The organism is Serratia grimesii (assembly GCF_900186025.1).
Lineage (GTDB): Bacteria > Pseudomonadota > Gammaproteobacteria > Enterobacterales > Enterobacteriaceae > Serratia > Serratia grimesii.
This window is the reverse complement of record NZ_LT883155.1, coordinates 3,562,393-3,578,043: the sequence shown is the minus strand read 5'-3', so window position 1 is coordinate 3,578,043 and position 15,651 is coordinate 3,562,393. Positions and strand designations below refer to the sequence as shown.

General features: G+C 52.8%; 17 protein-coding genes. 12 read left to right on the top strand and 5 right to left on the bottom strand.

Features of this window, described 5'->3' with window-relative positions; all coding sequences use genetic code 11:
- Positions 1–186: 186 nt before the first annotated feature.
- The 7 genes from cvpA (at position 187) to hisP (ending at position 6,281) form a co-directional block, all read left to right on the top strand.
- Positions 187–687: a colicin V production protein gene (cvpA, locus tag SGBXF1_RS16835; RefSeq protein ID WP_020827869.1), complete on the top strand. Its 501-nt coding sequence runs from the start codon at positions 187–189 to the stop codon at positions 685–687.
- Positions 688–708: 21 nt separating this feature from the next.
- On the top strand, positions 709–2,226 hold the full coding sequence (gene purF, locus SGBXF1_RS16830; protein WP_061808030.1) for an amidophosphoribosyltransferase: 1,518 nt from the start codon (positions 709–711) through the stop codon (positions 2,224–2,226).
- A 132-nt stretch (positions 2,227–2,358) separates the two neighbouring features.
- The gene (locus tag SGBXF1_RS16825; RefSeq protein WP_037421045.1) at positions 2,359–2,931 is read left to right on the top strand and encodes a UbiX family flavin prenyltransferase; all 573 of its coding nucleotides are present in this window, start codon (positions 2,359–2,361) and stop codon (positions 2,929–2,931) included.
- 301 nt (positions 2,932–3,232) lie between these two features.
- Positions 3,233–4,015, top strand: coding sequence for a histidine ABC transporter substrate-binding protein HisJ (gene hisJ / locus SGBXF1_RS16820; protein ID WP_037421043.1), 783 nt, complete (start codon positions 3,233–3,235; stop codon positions 4,013–4,015).
- Between the two features lie 85 nt (positions 4,016–4,100).
- The gene (locus SGBXF1_RS16815) at positions 4,101–4,787 is read left to right on the top strand and encodes a histidine ABC transporter permease HisQ (protein WP_037421039.1); all 687 of its coding nucleotides are present in this window, start codon (positions 4,101–4,103) and stop codon (positions 4,785–4,787) included.
- The gene (locus tag SGBXF1_RS16810; RefSeq protein WP_037421036.1) at positions 4,784–5,488 is read left to right on the top strand and encodes an ABC transporter permease; all 705 of its coding nucleotides are present in this window, start codon (positions 4,784–4,786) and stop codon (positions 5,486–5,488) included. Before SGBXF1_RS16815 ends, SGBXF1_RS16810 begins: the two co-directional genes overlap by 4 nt.
- A 19-nt stretch (positions 5,489–5,507) precedes the next feature.
- Positions 5,508–6,281, top strand: a complete 774-nt coding sequence (hisP, locus tag SGBXF1_RS16805; protein ID WP_037421033.1) for a histidine ABC transporter ATP-binding protein HisP — start codon at positions 5,508–5,510, stop codon at positions 6,279–6,281.
- Between the two features lie 41 nt (positions 6,282–6,322).
- Here the strand turns inward: hisP and SGBXF1_RS16800 are convergent, their stop codons facing one another.
- The 3 genes from SGBXF1_RS16800 to yfcG form a co-directional block, all read right to left on the bottom strand.
- Positions 6,323–7,237, bottom strand: coding sequence for a TIGR01777 family oxidoreductase (locus SGBXF1_RS16800; protein ID WP_186427217.1), 915 nt, complete (start codon positions 7,235–7,237; stop codon positions 6,323–6,325).
- A 26-nt stretch (positions 7,238–7,263) separates the two neighbouring features.
- Complete coding sequence (folX, locus tag SGBXF1_RS16795; RefSeq protein ID WP_037421028.1) at positions 7,264–7,635, bottom strand: dihydroneopterin triphosphate 2'-epimerase; 372 nt, start codon at positions 7,633–7,635, stop codon at positions 7,264–7,266.
- Between the two features lie 104 nt (positions 7,636–7,739).
- Positions 7,740–8,369 (bottom strand): GSH-dependent disulfide bond oxidoreductase, encoded by a 630-nt coding sequence (gene yfcG / locus SGBXF1_RS16790; protein ID WP_037421025.1) that lies wholly within the window; start codon positions 8,367–8,369, stop codon positions 7,740–7,742.
- 248 nt (positions 8,370–8,617) lie between these two features.
- Here yfcG and yfcE point away from each other — a divergent pair, with 248 nt between their 5' ends.
- Together yfcE and yfcD are read left to right on the top strand one after the other, a co-directional pair.
- Entirely contained in the window at positions 8,618–9,169 is a 552-nt protein-coding gene (gene yfcE, locus SGBXF1_RS16785; RefSeq protein WP_130381494.1) for a phosphodiesterase, read from the top strand.
- A gap of 90 nt (positions 9,170–9,259) precedes the next feature.
- Positions 9,260–9,817, top strand: coding sequence for an NUDIX hydrolase YfcD (gene yfcD / locus SGBXF1_RS16780; RefSeq protein WP_186427216.1), 558 nt, complete (start codon positions 9,260–9,262; stop codon positions 9,815–9,817).
- Positions 9,818–9,882: 65 nt separating this feature from the next.
- On the opposite strand, the gene pta is transcribed toward yfcD, so the two are convergent.
- Positions 9,883–12,045 (bottom strand): phosphate acetyltransferase, encoded by a 2,163-nt coding sequence (pta, locus tag SGBXF1_RS16775; RefSeq protein WP_037421075.1) that lies wholly within the window; start codon positions 12,043–12,045, stop codon positions 9,883–9,885.
- Between the two features lie 197 nt (positions 12,046–12,242).
- Complete coding sequence (gene ackA, locus SGBXF1_RS16770) at positions 12,243–13,445, bottom strand: acetate kinase (protein WP_037421017.1); 1,203 nt, start codon at positions 13,443–13,445, stop codon at positions 12,243–12,245.
- A gap of 355 nt (positions 13,446–13,800) precedes the next feature.
- Between ackA and yfbV the strand changes: the two genes are divergently transcribed.
- The 3 genes from yfbV (at position 13,801) to SGBXF1_RS16755 (ending at position 15,570) form a co-directional block, all read left to right on the top strand.
- Complete coding sequence (yfbV, locus tag SGBXF1_RS16765; RefSeq protein WP_037421013.1) at positions 13,801–14,256, top strand: terminus macrodomain insulation protein YfbV; 456 nt, start codon at positions 13,801–13,803, stop codon at positions 14,254–14,256.
- 146 nt (positions 14,257–14,402) lie between these two features.
- Positions 14,403–14,897, top strand: a complete 495-nt coding sequence (locus SGBXF1_RS16760; RefSeq protein ID WP_037421009.1) for a YfbU family protein — start codon at positions 14,403–14,405, stop codon at positions 14,895–14,897.
- 16 nt (positions 14,898–14,913) lie between these two features.
- Complete coding sequence (locus SGBXF1_RS16755) at positions 14,914–15,570, top strand: sugar phosphatase (protein WP_186427215.1); 657 nt, start codon at positions 14,914–14,916, stop codon at positions 15,568–15,570.
- The last annotated feature ends 81 nt before the right edge of the window (positions 15,571–15,651 follow it).

Here is a 15,651-nt window from a genome sequence, read left to right as displayed (position 1 = left end):
TATAATCATTAAAAATAATGTGCCTTTCGTAGTTGAAATGGCCTATGTAGGCGCGGCGATTGGGAATTTTGTTATCGCCGTTTTTTATTTGTAGCGGGGCAGGAAAACCCCTACGCAAACGTTTACGTTTTCTGTTAGAATTCGCCGCGAAATGGATGCAGGGGCGATTCATCATTGGAATAGTTCATGGTCTGGATTGATTACGTCATTATAGCGGTGATTGGATTTTCGGCTTTGGTGAGCCTGATCCGAGGGTTTGTTCGCGAAGCATTGTCACTTGTGACATGGGGATGTGCGTTTTTTGTTGCCAGCCATTTCTACTCTTACCTTGCGGTCTACTTCACTCGTTTTGAAGATGAACTGGTGCGAAACGGTATCGCGATTGCAATCTTGTTTATTGCGACCCTGATCGTAGGAGCTATTGTTAACTATGTGATTAGCTCACTGGTAGAGAAAACCGGGTTATCAGGCACCGACCGGGTGCTGGGCGTCTGTTTCGGCGCACTGCGCGGCGTGTTGATCGTTTCGGCGATACTGTTTTTCCTGGATACCTTTACTGGCTTTTCACAGAGTGCCGACTGGAAACAGTCGCAGCTTATTCCCCAGTTCAGTTACATCATCAGGTGGTTCTTTGACTACCTGCAGAGCACGTCGAGTTTCTTACCGACCCATTTACCTGGGCGGTAGCGCTGATGAGGAAAAGACAACATGTGCGGTATTGTCGGTATCGCCGGTTTTATGCCGGTAAACCAGTCGATTTATGATGCGCTGACGGTGCTTCAGCACCGTGGCCAGGATGCCGCAGGCATCGTCACCATTGATGCCCATAACGGGTTCCGCTTGCGTAAAGCAAACGGCCTGGTGAAGGATGTGTTTGAGGCACGCCATATGCAGCGCTTGCAGGGCAACATGGGTATTGGCCATGTGCGTTACCCGACGGCTGGCAGCTCCAGTGCTTCAGAGGCTCAACCTTTCTATGTCAACTCGCCGTTCGGTATTACGCTGGCACATAACGGCAATCTGACCAATGCTCATGAACTGCGCCAGAAGCTGTTCGAAAGCGGTCGCCGCCATATCAATACCACGTCCGATTCTGAGATTCTGCTGAACGTGCTGGCCAGTGAGCTGGACCGTTTCCAACACTATCCGCTGGAATCCGACAATATTTTCACTGCCGTTGCCGCCATGCATCAGCAACTGCGTGGTGCTTACGCCTGTGTCGCGATGATCATCGGCCATGGCCTGTTGGCATTCCGTGATCCGCACGGCATTCGTCCGTTAGTGATCGGTAAACGTCAGCTTGAAGATGGCCGCAATGAGTATATGGTGGCGTCCGAGAGCGTGGCATTGGATACGCTGGGCTTTGAGTTCCTGCGCGACGTAGCGCCGGGCGAAGCGGTGTATATCACCAATAAGGGCCAATTGTTCACTCGTCAGTGTGCAGAGAATCCGAAAACCAACCCTTGCTTGTTCGAGTATGTTTACTTCGCTCGTCCAGACTCCTTTATGGACAAGATTTCGGTCTACAGCGCTCGTGTGCGTATGGGGCAGAAGCTGGGTGAGAAGATTGCTCGCGAATGGGAAGATCTGGATATTGATGTAGTGATTCCGATCCCGGAAACCTCCTGCGATATCGCATTGGAGATCGCACGCATTCTGGATAAGCCGTACCGCCAGGGTTTCGTGAAGAATCGCTATGTCGGCCGCACCTTCATCATGCCTGGCCAACAGGCGCGTCGTCAGTCAGTACGCCGGAAGCTAAACGCCAACCGTGCTGAATTCCGCGACAAGAATGTGCTGCTGGTGGATGACTCAATTGTGCGCGGCACGACCTCGGAGCAGATCGTCGAGATGGCGCGCGACGCTGGTGCCAAGCGGGTTTATCTGGCTTCTGCTGCACCAGAAGTTCGTTTCCCTAACGTTTATGGCATCGATATGCCGAGTGCCAATGAGCTGATTGCTCATGGTCGTGAAGTGGATGAAATCCGTCAAATCATCGGTGCTGATGGCTTGATCTTCCAAGACCTGGACGATCTGATCGAAGCAGTGCGCGAAGAGAACCCAGATATCGCGCAGTTCGAATGCTCGGTATTCAACGGTATCTACGTCACTAAAGATGTTGATCAAAGTTATCTCGAGTATCTGGAATCGCTGCGTAACGACGACGCCAAAGAACTGCGTGGTCAAACCGAAGCGGAAAATCTGGAAATGCATAACGAAGGTTAAACTCCTGCGTTGTGCAACCAAGGTGCACTGCGGCGTCTGTCGCAGTGCATTATCCCTCCCTGACTTGCTTATCCCTCGCCATTGCGGCAAAGTCTGCCTGATCCTATCTTTTTCGTGGCAGAGGCCAGTTTTATGAAACGACTCATCATCGGTATTTCCGGCGCCAGCGGCGCAATCTACGGCGTGCGCTTGCTACAGGTATTACGCGATGTCGCAGAGGTGGAAACCCATTTGGTGATGAGTAATGCCGCGCGACAAACGCTGTCTCTGGAAACTACGCTCAGCTTGCGTGAAGTGCAGGCACTGGCCGATGTGGTGCATGATTCTCGCGATATTGGTGCCAGCATTTCTTCCGGCTCGTTCAAAACGGCAGGTATGGTGATTTTACCTTGTTCGATCAAAACGTTATCCGGTATCGCCAATAGCTATAGCGATGGTTTACTGACGCGCGCTGCGGATGTCGTTTTGAAAGAGCGCCGCCGGTTAGTGTTGTGCGTGCGTGAAACCCCATTGCATATTGGCCATCTGCGGCTGATGACCCAGGCGGCGGAAATGGGCGCGGTAATTATGCCGCCAGTGCCGGCGTTTTATCACCGTCCTGAGAGTGTCGAAGACATCATCGATCAAACTGTAAACCGAGTGGTTGACCAATTTGACATTGAATTACCGAAGGATTTATTTACCCGCTGGCAAGGTGCCAATTAACAAATTTCTCCCCAATTTGGCACATTTGTGCAACACCGCACTGAATTAGGGCGGCGCATGCACCATAATGATCCCACTTCATCACGCTCACTGTTTCAAGGCTTTGGTATTTACCCACTGCCCGTGGCGCGGCCAAGACTGGCCGATTTAATTTTGCGGTTATCGTCCCAGGAAACAGTTTTGTGAAGGCCGGAGCCGTTCCCTCCGCCTACAGCAACAAATGTGGCACGATTACTGCAAATTGATTTGGTGGAAAAGTAATGCCCGCAGTGGCATCAAAAAATCAATTTGAGGGTAATTTATGAAAAAGCTGGTTAAGGTTCTTCCTTTAGTCTTGGCTTTGAGCGCGGTAAGCAGCGCATTTGCCGCTGTACCATCGACGCTGAAGATAGGTACCGATCCGACCTATGCCCCCTTTGAGTCAAAAAATGCCAAAGGTGAGCTGGTCGGCTTTGATATCGATTTGGCCAAAGAGCTGTGCAAACGCATAAATACCCAATGTACCTTTGTGGAAAGCGATTTTGATGCGCTGATCCCTTCCCTGAAGGCGAAGAAAATTGACGCCATTATCTCTTCTTTGTCGATCACTGAAAAACGCCAGCAAGAAATTGCCTTTACCGACAAGCTGTATGCCGCTAACGCCCGTCTGATCGCCCCGAAAGGCTCGAAGCTATTGCCTACCGTGGACGCGCTGAAAGGCAAAAGTATCGGTGTGCTGCAAGGTACTACTCAAGAAGCCTATGCTAACGCCATGTGGCAGCCTAAGGGCATCACCGTTGTACCTTATCAGAACCAGGATCTGGTGTACGCCGACCTGGCATCAGGCCGTATTGATGCCGCCTTCCAGGACGAAGTGGCTGGCAGCGATGGCTTCCTGAAACAGCCTCCAGGTAAAAATTACGCGTTTGCCGGTGAGTCGGTGAAGGATGACAAGTTCTTTGGTGTCGGTACCGGTATGGGCTTGCGTAAGACAGATACCGAACTGAAGGCAGCATTAGATAAAGCCTTTGCCGAGATGCGCAAAGACGGTACTTACGACAAGTTTGCGAAGAAATACTTCGACTTTGACGTCTACGGCGGATAATTCCGCGCACCGTTCCATGTTGTGACTTCGGGGCCGACCCACCGGCCCCGATGGTTCGGGATCCAATGACGACAGGGTGAAGTAAATGCTGCAAGGCTATTCCCAATTGATATTTGAGGGCGCTTTGGTGACGCTGGAGCTGGCCCTCAGTTCCGTAGTGCTGGCGGTGGTGATTGGTCTGATCGGCGCTGGCGGTAAACTTTCACATAACCCACTGGTCTCGATGATTTTCGGTGCTTACACGACGCTGATCCGCGGTGTACCCGATCTGGTGCTGATGCTGCTGATTTTTTACGGTCTGCAAATTGCGCTCAATAACCTCACTGAACTGCTTGGCTTCTCGCAAATTGATATCGATCCGCTCAGTGCAGGGATCATCACCCTCGGGTTTATCTACGGTGCCTACTTCACTGAAACTTTCCGCGGTGCTTATATGGCCGTACCGAAAGGGCAGATAGAAGCAGCAACCGCCTATGGTTTTTCCGGTCCGCAGATTTTCCGCCGCATTCTGTTCCCTGCGATGATGCGCTTTGCCCTGCCGGGCATTGGCAACAACTGGCAAGTGATCCTGAAAGCAACGGCACTGGTGTCTATTCTTGGCCTTAATGACGTGGTGAAAGCCACTCAGTTGGCCGGGAAAGGTACCTACCAACCGTTCTTCTTCGCGATCGTGGCTGGTGTGGTTTATCTGGTTTTCACCACGGTTTCCAACGGGGTGTTGCTGTGGCTTGAACGGCGTTATTCATTGGGCGTCAAGAGGGCCGAGCTATGATCGATATTTTGCACCAATACTGGGAATCGTTACTCTGGAGCGACGGTTATCGTTTCACCGGCGTGGCGGTCACGCTGTGGTTGCTTATTGCGTCGGTGGTGATGGGCGGCCTGCTGGCAATCCCGATGGCGGTGGCGCGTGTCTCTTCCATAAAATGGGTTCGCTTCCCGGTATGGCTTTATACCTACGTGTTTCGTGGCACACCGTTGTATGTGCAGTTGCTGGTGTTCTACTCCGGTATGTACAGTCTGGAGATCGTGCGTGGCAGCGAGTTCCTCAATGCGTTCTTCCGCAGCGGGTTGAACTGCACCATTTTGGCGCTGACGCTTAACACCTGCGCCTACACCACCGAGATCTTCGCCGGGGCTATTCGTTCGGTGCCGCACGGTGAGATCGAGGCGGCCAACGCCTATGGTTTTTCCCGCTTTAAGATGTATCGCTGCATTATTTTGCCTTCGGCGTTGCGGACCGCACTGCCAGCCTACAGCAACGAAGTGATCTTGATGTTGCACTCCACCGCGCTGGCGTTTACCGCCACCGTACCGGACCTGCTGAAAATCGCACGCGATATTAATGCGGCGACCTATCAGCCGTTCTACGCCTTCGGGATTGCGGCGGTGCTGTATCTGATCATCTCTTATGTGTTAATCAGCCTGTTCCGCAAAGCTGAAAGGCGCTGGATGGCGCATGTTAGCCACTGATAAATGACGGGAAGAAACTATGTCTGAAAATAAATTAGCCGTCACTGAACTGCACAAGCGCTACGGTGACCATGAAGTGTTGAAAGGCGTATCGTTGGCGGCCAATGCCGGGGATGTGATTAGCATCATCGGTTCTTCCGGCTCCGGTAAAAGTACCTTTTTACGTTGCATTAACTTTCTGGAGAAGCCGAGTGAAGGTTCTATCAGCCTGAACAACGAAGATATTCGTATGGTGCGTGACAAGGATGGTCAGTTGAAGGTGTTTGACAAAAAACAGCTGCAACTGCTGCGTACCCGCCTGACGATGGTGTTTCAGCACTTCAACCTGTGGAGTCACATGACGGTGTTGGAGAACGTGATGGAAGCACCTGTGCAGGTGTTGGGTTTGAGCAAGACGGAAGCGCGTGAGCGTGCGGTCCGCTATCTGGATAAAGTGGGTATCGACGAGCGTGCTCGTGGCAAATATCCGGTGCACTTGTCTGGTGGTCAACAGCAACGTGTGTCCATCGCACGGGCATTGGCGATGGAACCTGAAGTCTTGCTGTTTGATGAACCGACGTCAGCGCTGGATCCTGAATTGGTTGGCGAAGTACTGCGAATCATGCAGAAGCTGGCCGAAGAGGGCAAAACCATGGTGGTAGTGACGCATGAAATGGAGTTTGCACGCCATGTGTCCAGCCACGTGATTTTCCTGCATAAGGGACTGATTGAAGAACAAGGGCCACCGGCCGAGTTGTTTGGTAATCCGAAAAGTCCCCGATTGCAGCAGTTTCTTTCCGGCGCATTAAAATAGCAGTTTGTAGGGGGCGGATCTCTCCGGCCCCTACAAGATCCTCAGCGATCGACTAGCCGCTGATTGATAACATCATCCAATGCCTGTTCCAGCTCCAAAAAACGGAAACTAAAACCGGCTTCTTCCAGACGTTTCGGCACTGCGCGTTGTCCCCCCAATACCAATACCGCCGCTTCTCCCATTAATAAACGCAGGGCGAATGCCGGCACACGCAAAAACGCCGGTCGATCGAGTACGTTAGCGAGTTGAGCGGCAAACTGCTCGTTATGAACGGGATAAGGGGCGACCATATTGAACGGCCCTTGCAGGGTCTGATGATCCAGTAAATAAATAATGCCGTTAATCATGTCATCCAGATGGATCCACGGCAGATATTGGCGACCCGTGCCCATTGGCCCACCGAGCCCGAGACGGAAGGGGGGAAGCATTTTCGCCAGTGCACCGCCTTTGGCTGCCAGGACGACACCAGTGCGCAGCAGACATACCCGGGTGGTATTGCTTTGTGCCTGGAGTGCCAATGACTCCCAGCGTTGACACAGCATATGGGTGAATTCGTCATGCGGGACTTCGTCTTCGGTGACGACCGCCTGGTCCTGATCGCCATAGTAGCCGGTTGCGGAGCCGGAAATCAGCACGCTGGGCGGCGTGCTGCTAGCATTAATCAGCTTTGCTAACTGCTCGGTCAGATCCCAACGGCTGTGACACAGGCGTTCTTTCTGTGCCTTGCTCCAGCGCTTGTCGGCGATCGGCTCACCGGCCAGGTTAATTACGGCGTCAAAACCCTCCAGTGAGGGTTTATCTTGCAGCGTTGACCAGTAATCGACTTGTTCGCCAAACCGTTCACGCGCGTGCTGCACGTTGCGGCTTAACACCGTAATTTGGTGAGAAAGGCCCAGCAGCCGCTGTGTCAGGCTGCTCCCTATCAATCCTGTGGCGCCGGTGATCAGGATCCGCATGGTCGATTCTCCCTGAAGCTGTAGTTTCAGGCCCGACGATAGCTCATGGTCATCGAAACCGAGTCGGCGTAGCGCAGGGCCAATAGTTTATCTATCTCCACTTCAGCATAGGTTACCCAGGCGTGTTGTTTCACGATATCGAGCACATCCTGAGTTAATTTTTCCAGTAGGGCAAAGCGGTTATCTTCCACATGCCGGATGATGGCTTTAGTTATGGTTCGGTAGTTGAGCGCATCGTCAATGTTTTCGCTGTCGCGCGCTTTATCTGCCGGATAATGGATCATGACGTTAATCAGGATGTCCTGACGGTTGTTGATTTCTTCTTCCTTGATACCGATGAAAGTACGCAACCGCAGATTTTTTATACGAATAATGGCGTCGGGTTGACTAAATGACATCAGAGAATCTCCACAGGTCTGATTATTTGCGCCCAGAATACACGGAAAGTAAGGAAAAGATAACGAGCCGAGGGAAACTCCCCGGAGCACGGGGAGTCGGAAATTTAACCCTGTTCAGCCAGTTTGTAAGCACGCTCGGTTGCCGGGCGGTTACTGATACGTTCGAACCAGTTGCGCACTGCCGGATAATCCGCCAGATCGATGCGCTGACGGGGGTGTGACACTACCCATGGATAAGTCGCAATATCGGCGATGCTGTAGTTATCACCACCCAGGTATGGATGCTTTTGCAGCTCGGCGTCCAGTACGGCATACAGGCGTTTGGTTTCCAGATGGTAACGTTCAATGGCGTAAGGGACGGGTTGTGGCGCGTAATGATTGAAATGGTGATTCTGTCCCAGCATCGGCCCAAATCCTGCCACCTGCCAGAACAGCCACTGCAGCGTAGCTGCGCGCTCGCGTAGCCCTTTGCTCAGTAGCTTGCCGGTTTTCTCTGCCAAATACAGCAGAATTTCACCGGATTCGAACAGGCTGATAGGGGCTCCGCCATCAACCGGTTGCTGGTCGACGATCGCCGGGATTTTGTTGTTGGGTGAAATGCTCAGAAATTCCGGCTTGAACTGATCGCCGGCGCTGATATTTACGCGGTGGATACGGTAGGGTAAGCCAACCTCCTCCAGAAACAGGGTAATCTTGTGACCATTTGGAGTAGGCGCGTAATACAGGTCAATCATGTTGCCTCCTGCGGTAAGGTGATCTGTAAGTCATTACACGGTGTTGCGGTCTTCGCCGCGCACAAAGGTATATCAGAGATCTTTCTATAGGATTACCTACAATAGCAGCTAAGAATAGCAGGCTATGTGAGATTCGTCTGATGCTATCTCCACAAGATGCCTCACAATTCTCCGTAGGTAAATCTGCGGTTTGCCGTGCAGTGACAGCGCGCTAAAATAGGGCTTATTTCCTTATCAAGGACAAGGTTATGAAGCTGATATTTGCCTCGGATATACATGGTTCACTCCCCGCCACCGAAAGTGTGCTGGATCGCTTTGAACAAAGCGGTGCCGATTGGCTGATCTTACTGGGCGATTTGCTGAATCATGGGCCACGAAACGCCTTACCCGCGGGATATCAGCCAGCGCAGGTTGCTGAGCATTTGAATCGCTATAGCGACAAGATCATCGCCGTTCGCGGCAACTGTGATAGTGAAGTTGATCAGATGTTACTGTCATTTCCTATCACGGCGTCTTGGCAGCAGGTGCTATTGCAAAAAAGACGATTGTTTTTAACCCACGGTCACCTTTATCATCCTTCCGCACTGCCGCCGTTATCTGCCGGAGATGTGCTGGTTTATGGACACACTCATTTACCGCAGGCGGAGCGGCAGGGGGATATTTACTGCTTTAATCCAGGGTCGGTCAGCATTCCGAAAGGGGGCTTTCCCGCCAGCTATGGCATACTGGAGGACGGCATTTTAAGTGTGGTCACGTTGCACAGCGGCAAGGCTGTTGCAGAGGTGGCATTAACGCACTAATTTATACACACACAATAAAAATCTTTGAAAAACACTCATTGATTAACCAGTGCGCGGGATGCATCGCGCCAAAATAGAAGGTTTTAGAGGATGGCGGAACAGGGTCAGGCTGCAGATACCGAGTGGGTTGATATCGTCGACGAGCAAAACGAAGTGATTGCTCAATCCAGTCGCCAACAGATGCGTGCTCAACGGCTGCGTCATCGTGCTACCTATATTGTGGTGCATGATGGAATGGGTAAAATTCTGGTGCAGCGTCGCACCGACATTAAAGATTTCTATCCGGGCTGGCTGGACGCCACTGCGGGTGGCGTAGTGCAAAGCGGAGAGAATGTGCTGGATTCTGCGCGCCGCGAGGCAGAAGAAGAGCTGGGTATTGCTGGCGTTCCTTTCGCCGAGCATGGGCTGTTCTACTTCGAAGAAGAACAGTGCCGGGTTTGGGGCTCGCTGTTCAGCTGTGTCTCCCATGGTCCGTTTGCTCTGCAGGAAGAAGAAGTGGTTGAGGTGAGCTGGCTGACGCCGGAAGAAATCACTGCACGCTGCGACGAATTCACACCGGATTCACTCAAAGCACTGTCGCTGTGGCTGACACGCAACAATGAACAGGCCTACGGTAAACCACTGCGTGATACCGACGAAAACGCCTGACGTGTTCTCGCAATAAAAAAAACCGGTCAATTGACCGGTTTTTTTATCTGATAACTCAGGAATTATCAGGCTTTGATTGCTGCGGCATCAGCCTGAGAAGACTGAATGGCGGTCAGCGCGACGGTGTAAACAATGTCGTCTACCAGTGCGCCACGCGACAGGTCATTCACTGGTTTGCGCATGCCTTGCAGCATTGGCCCGATGGACACCAGATCCGCAGAGCGTTGTACTGCTTTGTAGGTGGTGTTACCGGTGTTCAGGTCAGGGAAGATGAACACGGTGGCCTGGCCTGCAACTGGCGAGTTAGGCGCCTTGGACTTCGCAACGTCAGCCATGATGGCGGCGTCGTATTGCAGCGGGCCATCGATGATCAGGTCAGGACGTTTTTCCTGTGCCAGACGAGTCGCTTCACGCACTTTCTCAACGTCACTACCCGCACCGGAGTTACCGGTAGAGTAGGAGATCATTGCTACGCGTGGTTCGATACCGAAGGCGGCAGCGGAGTCTGCTGACTGAATAGCAATCTCAGACAGTTGCTCTGCGGTTGGATCCGGGTTGATCGCACAGTCGCCGTAAACCAGAACCTGGTCAGGCAGCAGCATGAAGAACACGGAGGACACCAATGAACTGCCCGGTGCGGTTTTGATCAACTGCAACGGTGGACGGATGGTGTTGGCAGTGGTGTGAACCGCACCAGAAACCAGACCATCGACTTCGCCTTTCTCCAGCATCAGAGTACCGAGAACCACGTTGTCTTCCAGTTGCTCGCGCGCAACCACTTCGGTCATGCCCTTGCTCTTGCGCAGCTCAACCAGACGCGGCACATACTGTTCACGGACAGCGACCGGATCAACAATCTCGATGCCTTTACCCAGCTCAACGCCCTGAGCGGCGGCAACGCGTTGGATCTCTTCCGGGTTACCCAACAGCACACATTCTGCGATACCACGTTCGGCACAGATAGCTGCCGCTTTCACGGTACGCGGTTCATCGCCTTCAGGCAGCACGATGCGTTTGCCGGCTTTACGTGCCAGTTCGGTCAGCTCGTAACGGAACGCTGGTGGAGACAGACGACGTGAACGCTCAGAGGTGGCGGTCAGAGACTCGATCCACTCGGCGTTGATGTGGCTGGCCACGTAGTTCTGCACTTTCTCGATGCGCTGGTGGTCGTCCGCTGGCACTTCGAGGTTGAAGCTTTGCAGGCTGAGCGAGGTCTGCCAGGTGTTGGTGTCGACCATAAATACCGGCAGGCCGGTTTGGAAGGCACGTTCACACAGTTTTCTAATCGGTTCGTCGATGGCATAGCCACCGGTCAGCAGAATGGCACCGATTTCCACGCCGTTCATGGCTGCCAGACAGGCGGACACCAACACGTCAGGGCGGTCTGCCGAAGTGACCAGCAGTGAGCCCGGACGGAAGTGTTCCAGCATGTGCGGGATGCTGCGCGCACAGAAGGTCACGGACTTCACGCGACGGGTCATGATGTCGCCTTCATTGACCACAGTGGCCTTCAGGTGACGGGCCATGTCGATAGCACGGGTTGCAATCAGATCGAAGCTCCACGGCACACAGCCCAATACTGGCAGCGGGCTGTTGGCGAACAGTTGCGCCGGGTCAACGTTGGTTACGCTGGCCTTGGTGGAATCGTCGAAGATCTCGGACAGGTCAGGGCGGGTACGGCCCTGCTCATCAACTGGTGCATTAAGCTTATTGATGATCACGCCGGTGATATTTTTGTTTTTGCTGCCGCCGAAGCTGCTGCGGGCCAACTCAATGCGTTCTTTCAGCTGTGCTGGGGAATCGTTGCCCAGCGCCAGTACGAAGACGATTTCTGCATTCAGCGTTTTGGCGATTTCATAGTTCAGCGCATTGGCGAACTGGTGCTTACGGGTCGGTACCAGACCTTCGATCAACACCACTTCCGCATCTTTGGTGTTCTCGTGGTAGCGAGCCACGATTTCTTCCATCAGCACGTCTTGCTGGTTGGAGCTCAGCAAACCTTCAACGTAGCTCATACGCAGCGGTTCAGCGGCTGTAATCGTGGAATTGCTGCTACGGATGATGGTGGTGGTTTGGTCGAGCGAGTCGCCGCCAGTGCGTGGCTGAGCGATAGGTTTGAACACGCTCAGGCTAACGCCTTTTTGTTCCATGGAGCGGATGACACCCAGGCTGACGCTGGTCAGGCCGACGCTGGTGCCAGTGGGGATCAACATAATTGTACGTGACACAGAATAGTCCTCTTCACGATTTAACATGAGGCTATAGCCAAAATAGTTGAAGTTGCAGCCAGGCAGTAAACACGTGCGGCCCTGAGCGTTTAGATAACTAAATGACCCGGGAGAACGCGTTCAGTCAACGTGGCTGCGGCTTCAAGTATGAAGGCTAAAACAGCACCGCCAGCCTGGGCTGACGGTGTCGGAAAGCGTTACGCGGTCAGACGGGATGCGTCTTGCGCGATGACCAATTCTTCGTTGGTCGGGATAACCAGCGCCAGGCGGCTGCCGTCTTTGGTGATGGCACCGGATTTACCGAAACGAGCAGCCATGTTGCGCTCGTGGTCAATCTCGAAGCCCAGCAGACCCAGTTTATCCAGGGTCAGCTCACGCACCATGCCCGCGTTTTCACCGATACCGCCGGTGAAGATTACCGCGTCCAGACGGCCATCCATCAGTGCACTGTAAGCGCCGATGTATTTGGCCAGACGGTGGCAGAATACGTCCATTGCACGTTTGGCATCGGCTTTGGTTTCGTAGTTGTCTTCGACATAACGGCAGTCGCTGGTGACCTCAGTCAGGCCCAGCAGGCCGGATTCTTTGGTCAGCATTTTGTTGATTTGATCAACGCTCATGCCCAGTGCGTCATGCAGGTGGAAGATGATGGCTGGATCGATGTCACCGCTGCGGGTACCCATCACCAGGCCTTCCAGTGGAGTCAGACCCATGGAGGTATCAACACATTTACCGTTGCGCACTGCAGTTACAGAACCGCCGTTGCCCAGGTGGCAAGTGATCAGGTTAACTTCTTCAACAGGCTTGTTCAGCGCTTTTGCTGCTTCTTGAGTCACGTAGAAGTGGCTGGTGCCGTGTGCGCCATAGCGACGAACGCTGTGGTCACGGTACAGGCTGTACGGCAGGGCGTACAGGTAGGATTCTTCCGGCATGGTCTGGTGGAACGCGGTGTCGAACACAGCAACGTTTTTATCAGCCAGTTTAGGGAAGGATTTCAATGCTTCAGCGATACCGATCAGGTGCGCTGGGTTATGCAGTGGTGCAAATGGTACGGCATCTTTGATACCCTGCAGAACATCGTCATTGATTACAGCAGAAGCGGTAAACTTCTCGCCGCCGTGCACAATACGGTGACCGATAGCGGTCAGCTGTGCAGAAAGCTCCGGTTTTTGTGCCAGAATAGTATTAACAATGTAGTTCAGTGCTTCGCTGTGCGCAGCGCCGGCACCCAGAGCAGCTTCATGTTTGGCGCCGTCCATCTTCCACTTGAGGCGAGCCTCAGGCAGGTGGAAACATTCGGCTAAGCCGGAGAGGTGTTCTTCACCGTTGACAGCATCGATGATAGCGAATTTCAGGGAAGAACTGCCGCAGTTAAGGACCAGTACTAGCTTACTCGACATGGAAGTACCTACTTAAATAGTTCGTGTTGTTAAAGGAAAGACCAAAACACGTGGTGAATTAATCGTCAATCAGACAACAAGCGTAGCGCATAATGCCGTTGACATTTATGATTAACATCATGTGAATTGCACAAACCACATGATGATGAAAAAACCGATGATTTCTCTGCGGTTTAAGTAATCTTGATTTTTATAGGGCTAAAAGTTGACAGAATTCTTGTCATCTTCTACCGGCCAAAAGGCCGGCTTAGGATACCGATAGCCTGAGGCAAACACAAAATAAATTTAAAGCTTCAAATTTTTTAGTATTGTGTTTGCCGTGCCCTTATTTTTCTTTGTGACGTTGAGGTACGCGATGACGAGCAAACCGTCCGGTTCCGTAAGCTGGTTTCAGGTATTCCAGCGCGGGCAGCATTATATGAAAACCTGGCCGTCAGACAAACGTCTGGCTCCGGTCTTTCCGGAGAATCGCGTTGCGAGTGCCACCCGTTTTGCCGTCCGCTTTATGCCGCCGCTGGCGGTGTTTACCCTGACCTGGCAGATTGCCCTTGGTGGTCAGTTAGGCCCGGCCATTGCCACGGCATTGTTCGCCTGTAGCATGCCAATGCAAGGCTTGTGGTGGTTAGGTCGTCGTTCGATCACACCATTGCCGCCAACGCTGTTGCAATGGTTCCACGAAGTGCGTAACAAGCTGACGGAAGCCGGACAGGCGGTTGCGCCGGTAGAAGGCACGCCGACCTATCAGGCATTGGCGGATCTGCTGAAACGCGCCTTCAAGCAGTTGGATAAAACCTTCCTGGATGATCTGTAACATCAAAATGGCCGCATTCTTCAGCGGCCTTTTTACTGTTGTGACCAATAACCCCGGTTTAAATCAAAGAACCGGTGAGTTGTGATTTCCTGCGATATTGCGCTGTGCGATGCTTCCACCATAAGCAATTTATCGAGGAAATTATGATGGAAATGACCCACGCTCAACGGCTAATCCTGTCAAACCAATACAAGATGATGACCCTGCTTGATCCGGATAACGCTGAACGTTACCGTCGCCTGCAGACCATTATCGAACGCGGTTTCGGCCTACAGATGCGCGAACTGGACCGCGATTTTGGTGAAATGAGCGAAGACGTGTGCCGCACCATTATCAATGTGATGGAAATGCACCATGCATTGCAGGTTTCCTGGGATAACCTGAAGGAAAAACAGGGGATTGAGGCACGTCGACTGGCGTTTCTCGGTTTTGACGCTGCCACCGAAGCACGTCATTTGAGCTACGTGCGTTTCCTGGTTAATACCGAGGGGCGTTATACTCATTTCGATTCCGGCAGCCACGGCTTTAACGCCCAAACCAAAATGTGGGAAAAGTACCAGCGTATGCTGGCGATCTGGCTGTCATGCCCACGCCAATATCATTTGAGCGCCGTTGAGATAGCGCAAATTATCAATGCCTGAATAAAAGAGGTTTCCTGTGGAGTGTAAGGGTTTTCTGTTCGATCTTGATGGGACGTTGGTGGATTCGCTGCCGGCGGTAGAGCGCGCCTGGATCAATTGGGCCACACGCCGCGGCATTAATCCGAAGGACGTACTGGATTTTATTCACGGTAAACAGGCCATTACCTCGTTGCGTCACTTTATGCCGGGTGAAAGTGAGGCCGCTATTCAGCAAGAGTTCTTGCTGTTGGAGCAAGTAGAAGCGCAGGACACCGATGGCGTGACTGCGCTGCCTGGGGCTGCGGCGTTGCTGGCGCGGTTGGACCAACTCGATATTCCGTGGGCGATCGTTACCTCCGGCTCTATCCCGGTCGCTACCGCTCGCCGTCGCGCAGGGGGGTTGCCAGAGCCAGAAGTTTTCATTACTGCCGAACAGGTAAAACATGGCAAACCGCAGCCGGATGCGTATCTGTTGGGCGCTGAACGTCTCGGCTTGGCGCCGCAGGATTGCGTTGTGGTTGAAGATGCTGCTGCCGGTATTCTTTCTGGCTTGGCTGCGGGTTGCCAGGTGATTGCAGTCAATGCACCTGCCGATGCACCAAAACGGGATCAGGTCGATTTGCTGCTGACATCGCTTGAGCAGATCGCCGTGCACAAAACGGAACAGGGCGCGGAGATTCGTCTGGTGGCGTAACGCCAGGGTCTCTATCTTCACCCTAATTGATTAGACCCCGCATCGGCGGGGTTTTTTTATGCTATTTTTTAAGCCCTTGGA

Coding starts and splice junctions, on each gene's coding strand:
- cvpA (WP_020827869.1), top strand. CDS start 187: ATGGTCTGGATTGATTACGTCATTATAGCGGTGATTGGATTTTCGGCT.
- purF (WP_061808030.1), top strand. CDS start 709: ATGTGCGGTATTGTCGGTATCGCCGGTTTTATGCCGGTAAACCAGTCG.
- SGBXF1_RS16825 (WP_037421045.1), top strand. CDS start 2,359: ATGAAACGACTCATCATCGGTATTTCCGGCGCCAGCGGCGCAATCTAC.
- hisJ (WP_037421043.1), top strand. CDS start 3,233: ATGAAAAAGCTGGTTAAGGTTCTTCCTTTAGTCTTGGCTTTGAGCGCG.
- SGBXF1_RS16815 (WP_037421039.1), top strand. CDS start 4,101: ATGCTGCAAGGCTATTCCCAATTGATATTTGAGGGCGCTTTGGTGACG.
- SGBXF1_RS16810 (WP_037421036.1), top strand. CDS start 4,784: ATGATCGATATTTTGCACCAATACTGGGAATCGTTACTCTGGAGCGAC.
- hisP (WP_037421033.1), top strand. CDS start 5,508: ATGTCTGAAAATAAATTAGCCGTCACTGAACTGCACAAGCGCTACGGT.
- SGBXF1_RS16800 (WP_186427217.1), bottom strand. CDS start 7,237: ATGCGGATCCTGATCACCGGCGCCACAGGATTGATAGGGAGCAGCCTG.
- folX (WP_037421028.1), bottom strand. CDS start 7,635: ATGTCATTTAGTCAACCCGACGCCATTATTCGTATAAAAAATCTGCGG.
- yfcG (WP_037421025.1), bottom strand. CDS start 8,369: ATGATTGACCTGTATTACGCGCCTACTCCAAATGGTCACAAGATTACC.
- yfcE (WP_130381494.1), top strand. CDS start 8,618: ATGAAGCTGATATTTGCCTCGGATATACATGGTTCACTCCCCGCCACC.
- yfcD (WP_186427216.1), top strand. CDS start 9,260: ATGGCGGAACAGGGTCAGGCTGCAGATACCGAGTGGGTTGATATCGTC.
- ackA (WP_037421017.1), bottom strand. CDS start 13,445: ATGTCGAGTAAGCTAGTACTGGTCCTTAACTGCGGCAGTTCTTCCCTG.
- yfbV (WP_037421013.1), top strand. CDS start 13,801: ATGACGAGCAAACCGTCCGGTTCCGTAAGCTGGTTTCAGGTATTCCAG.
- SGBXF1_RS16760 (WP_037421009.1), top strand. CDS start 14,403: ATGGAAATGACCCACGCTCAACGGCTAATCCTGTCAAACCAATACAAG.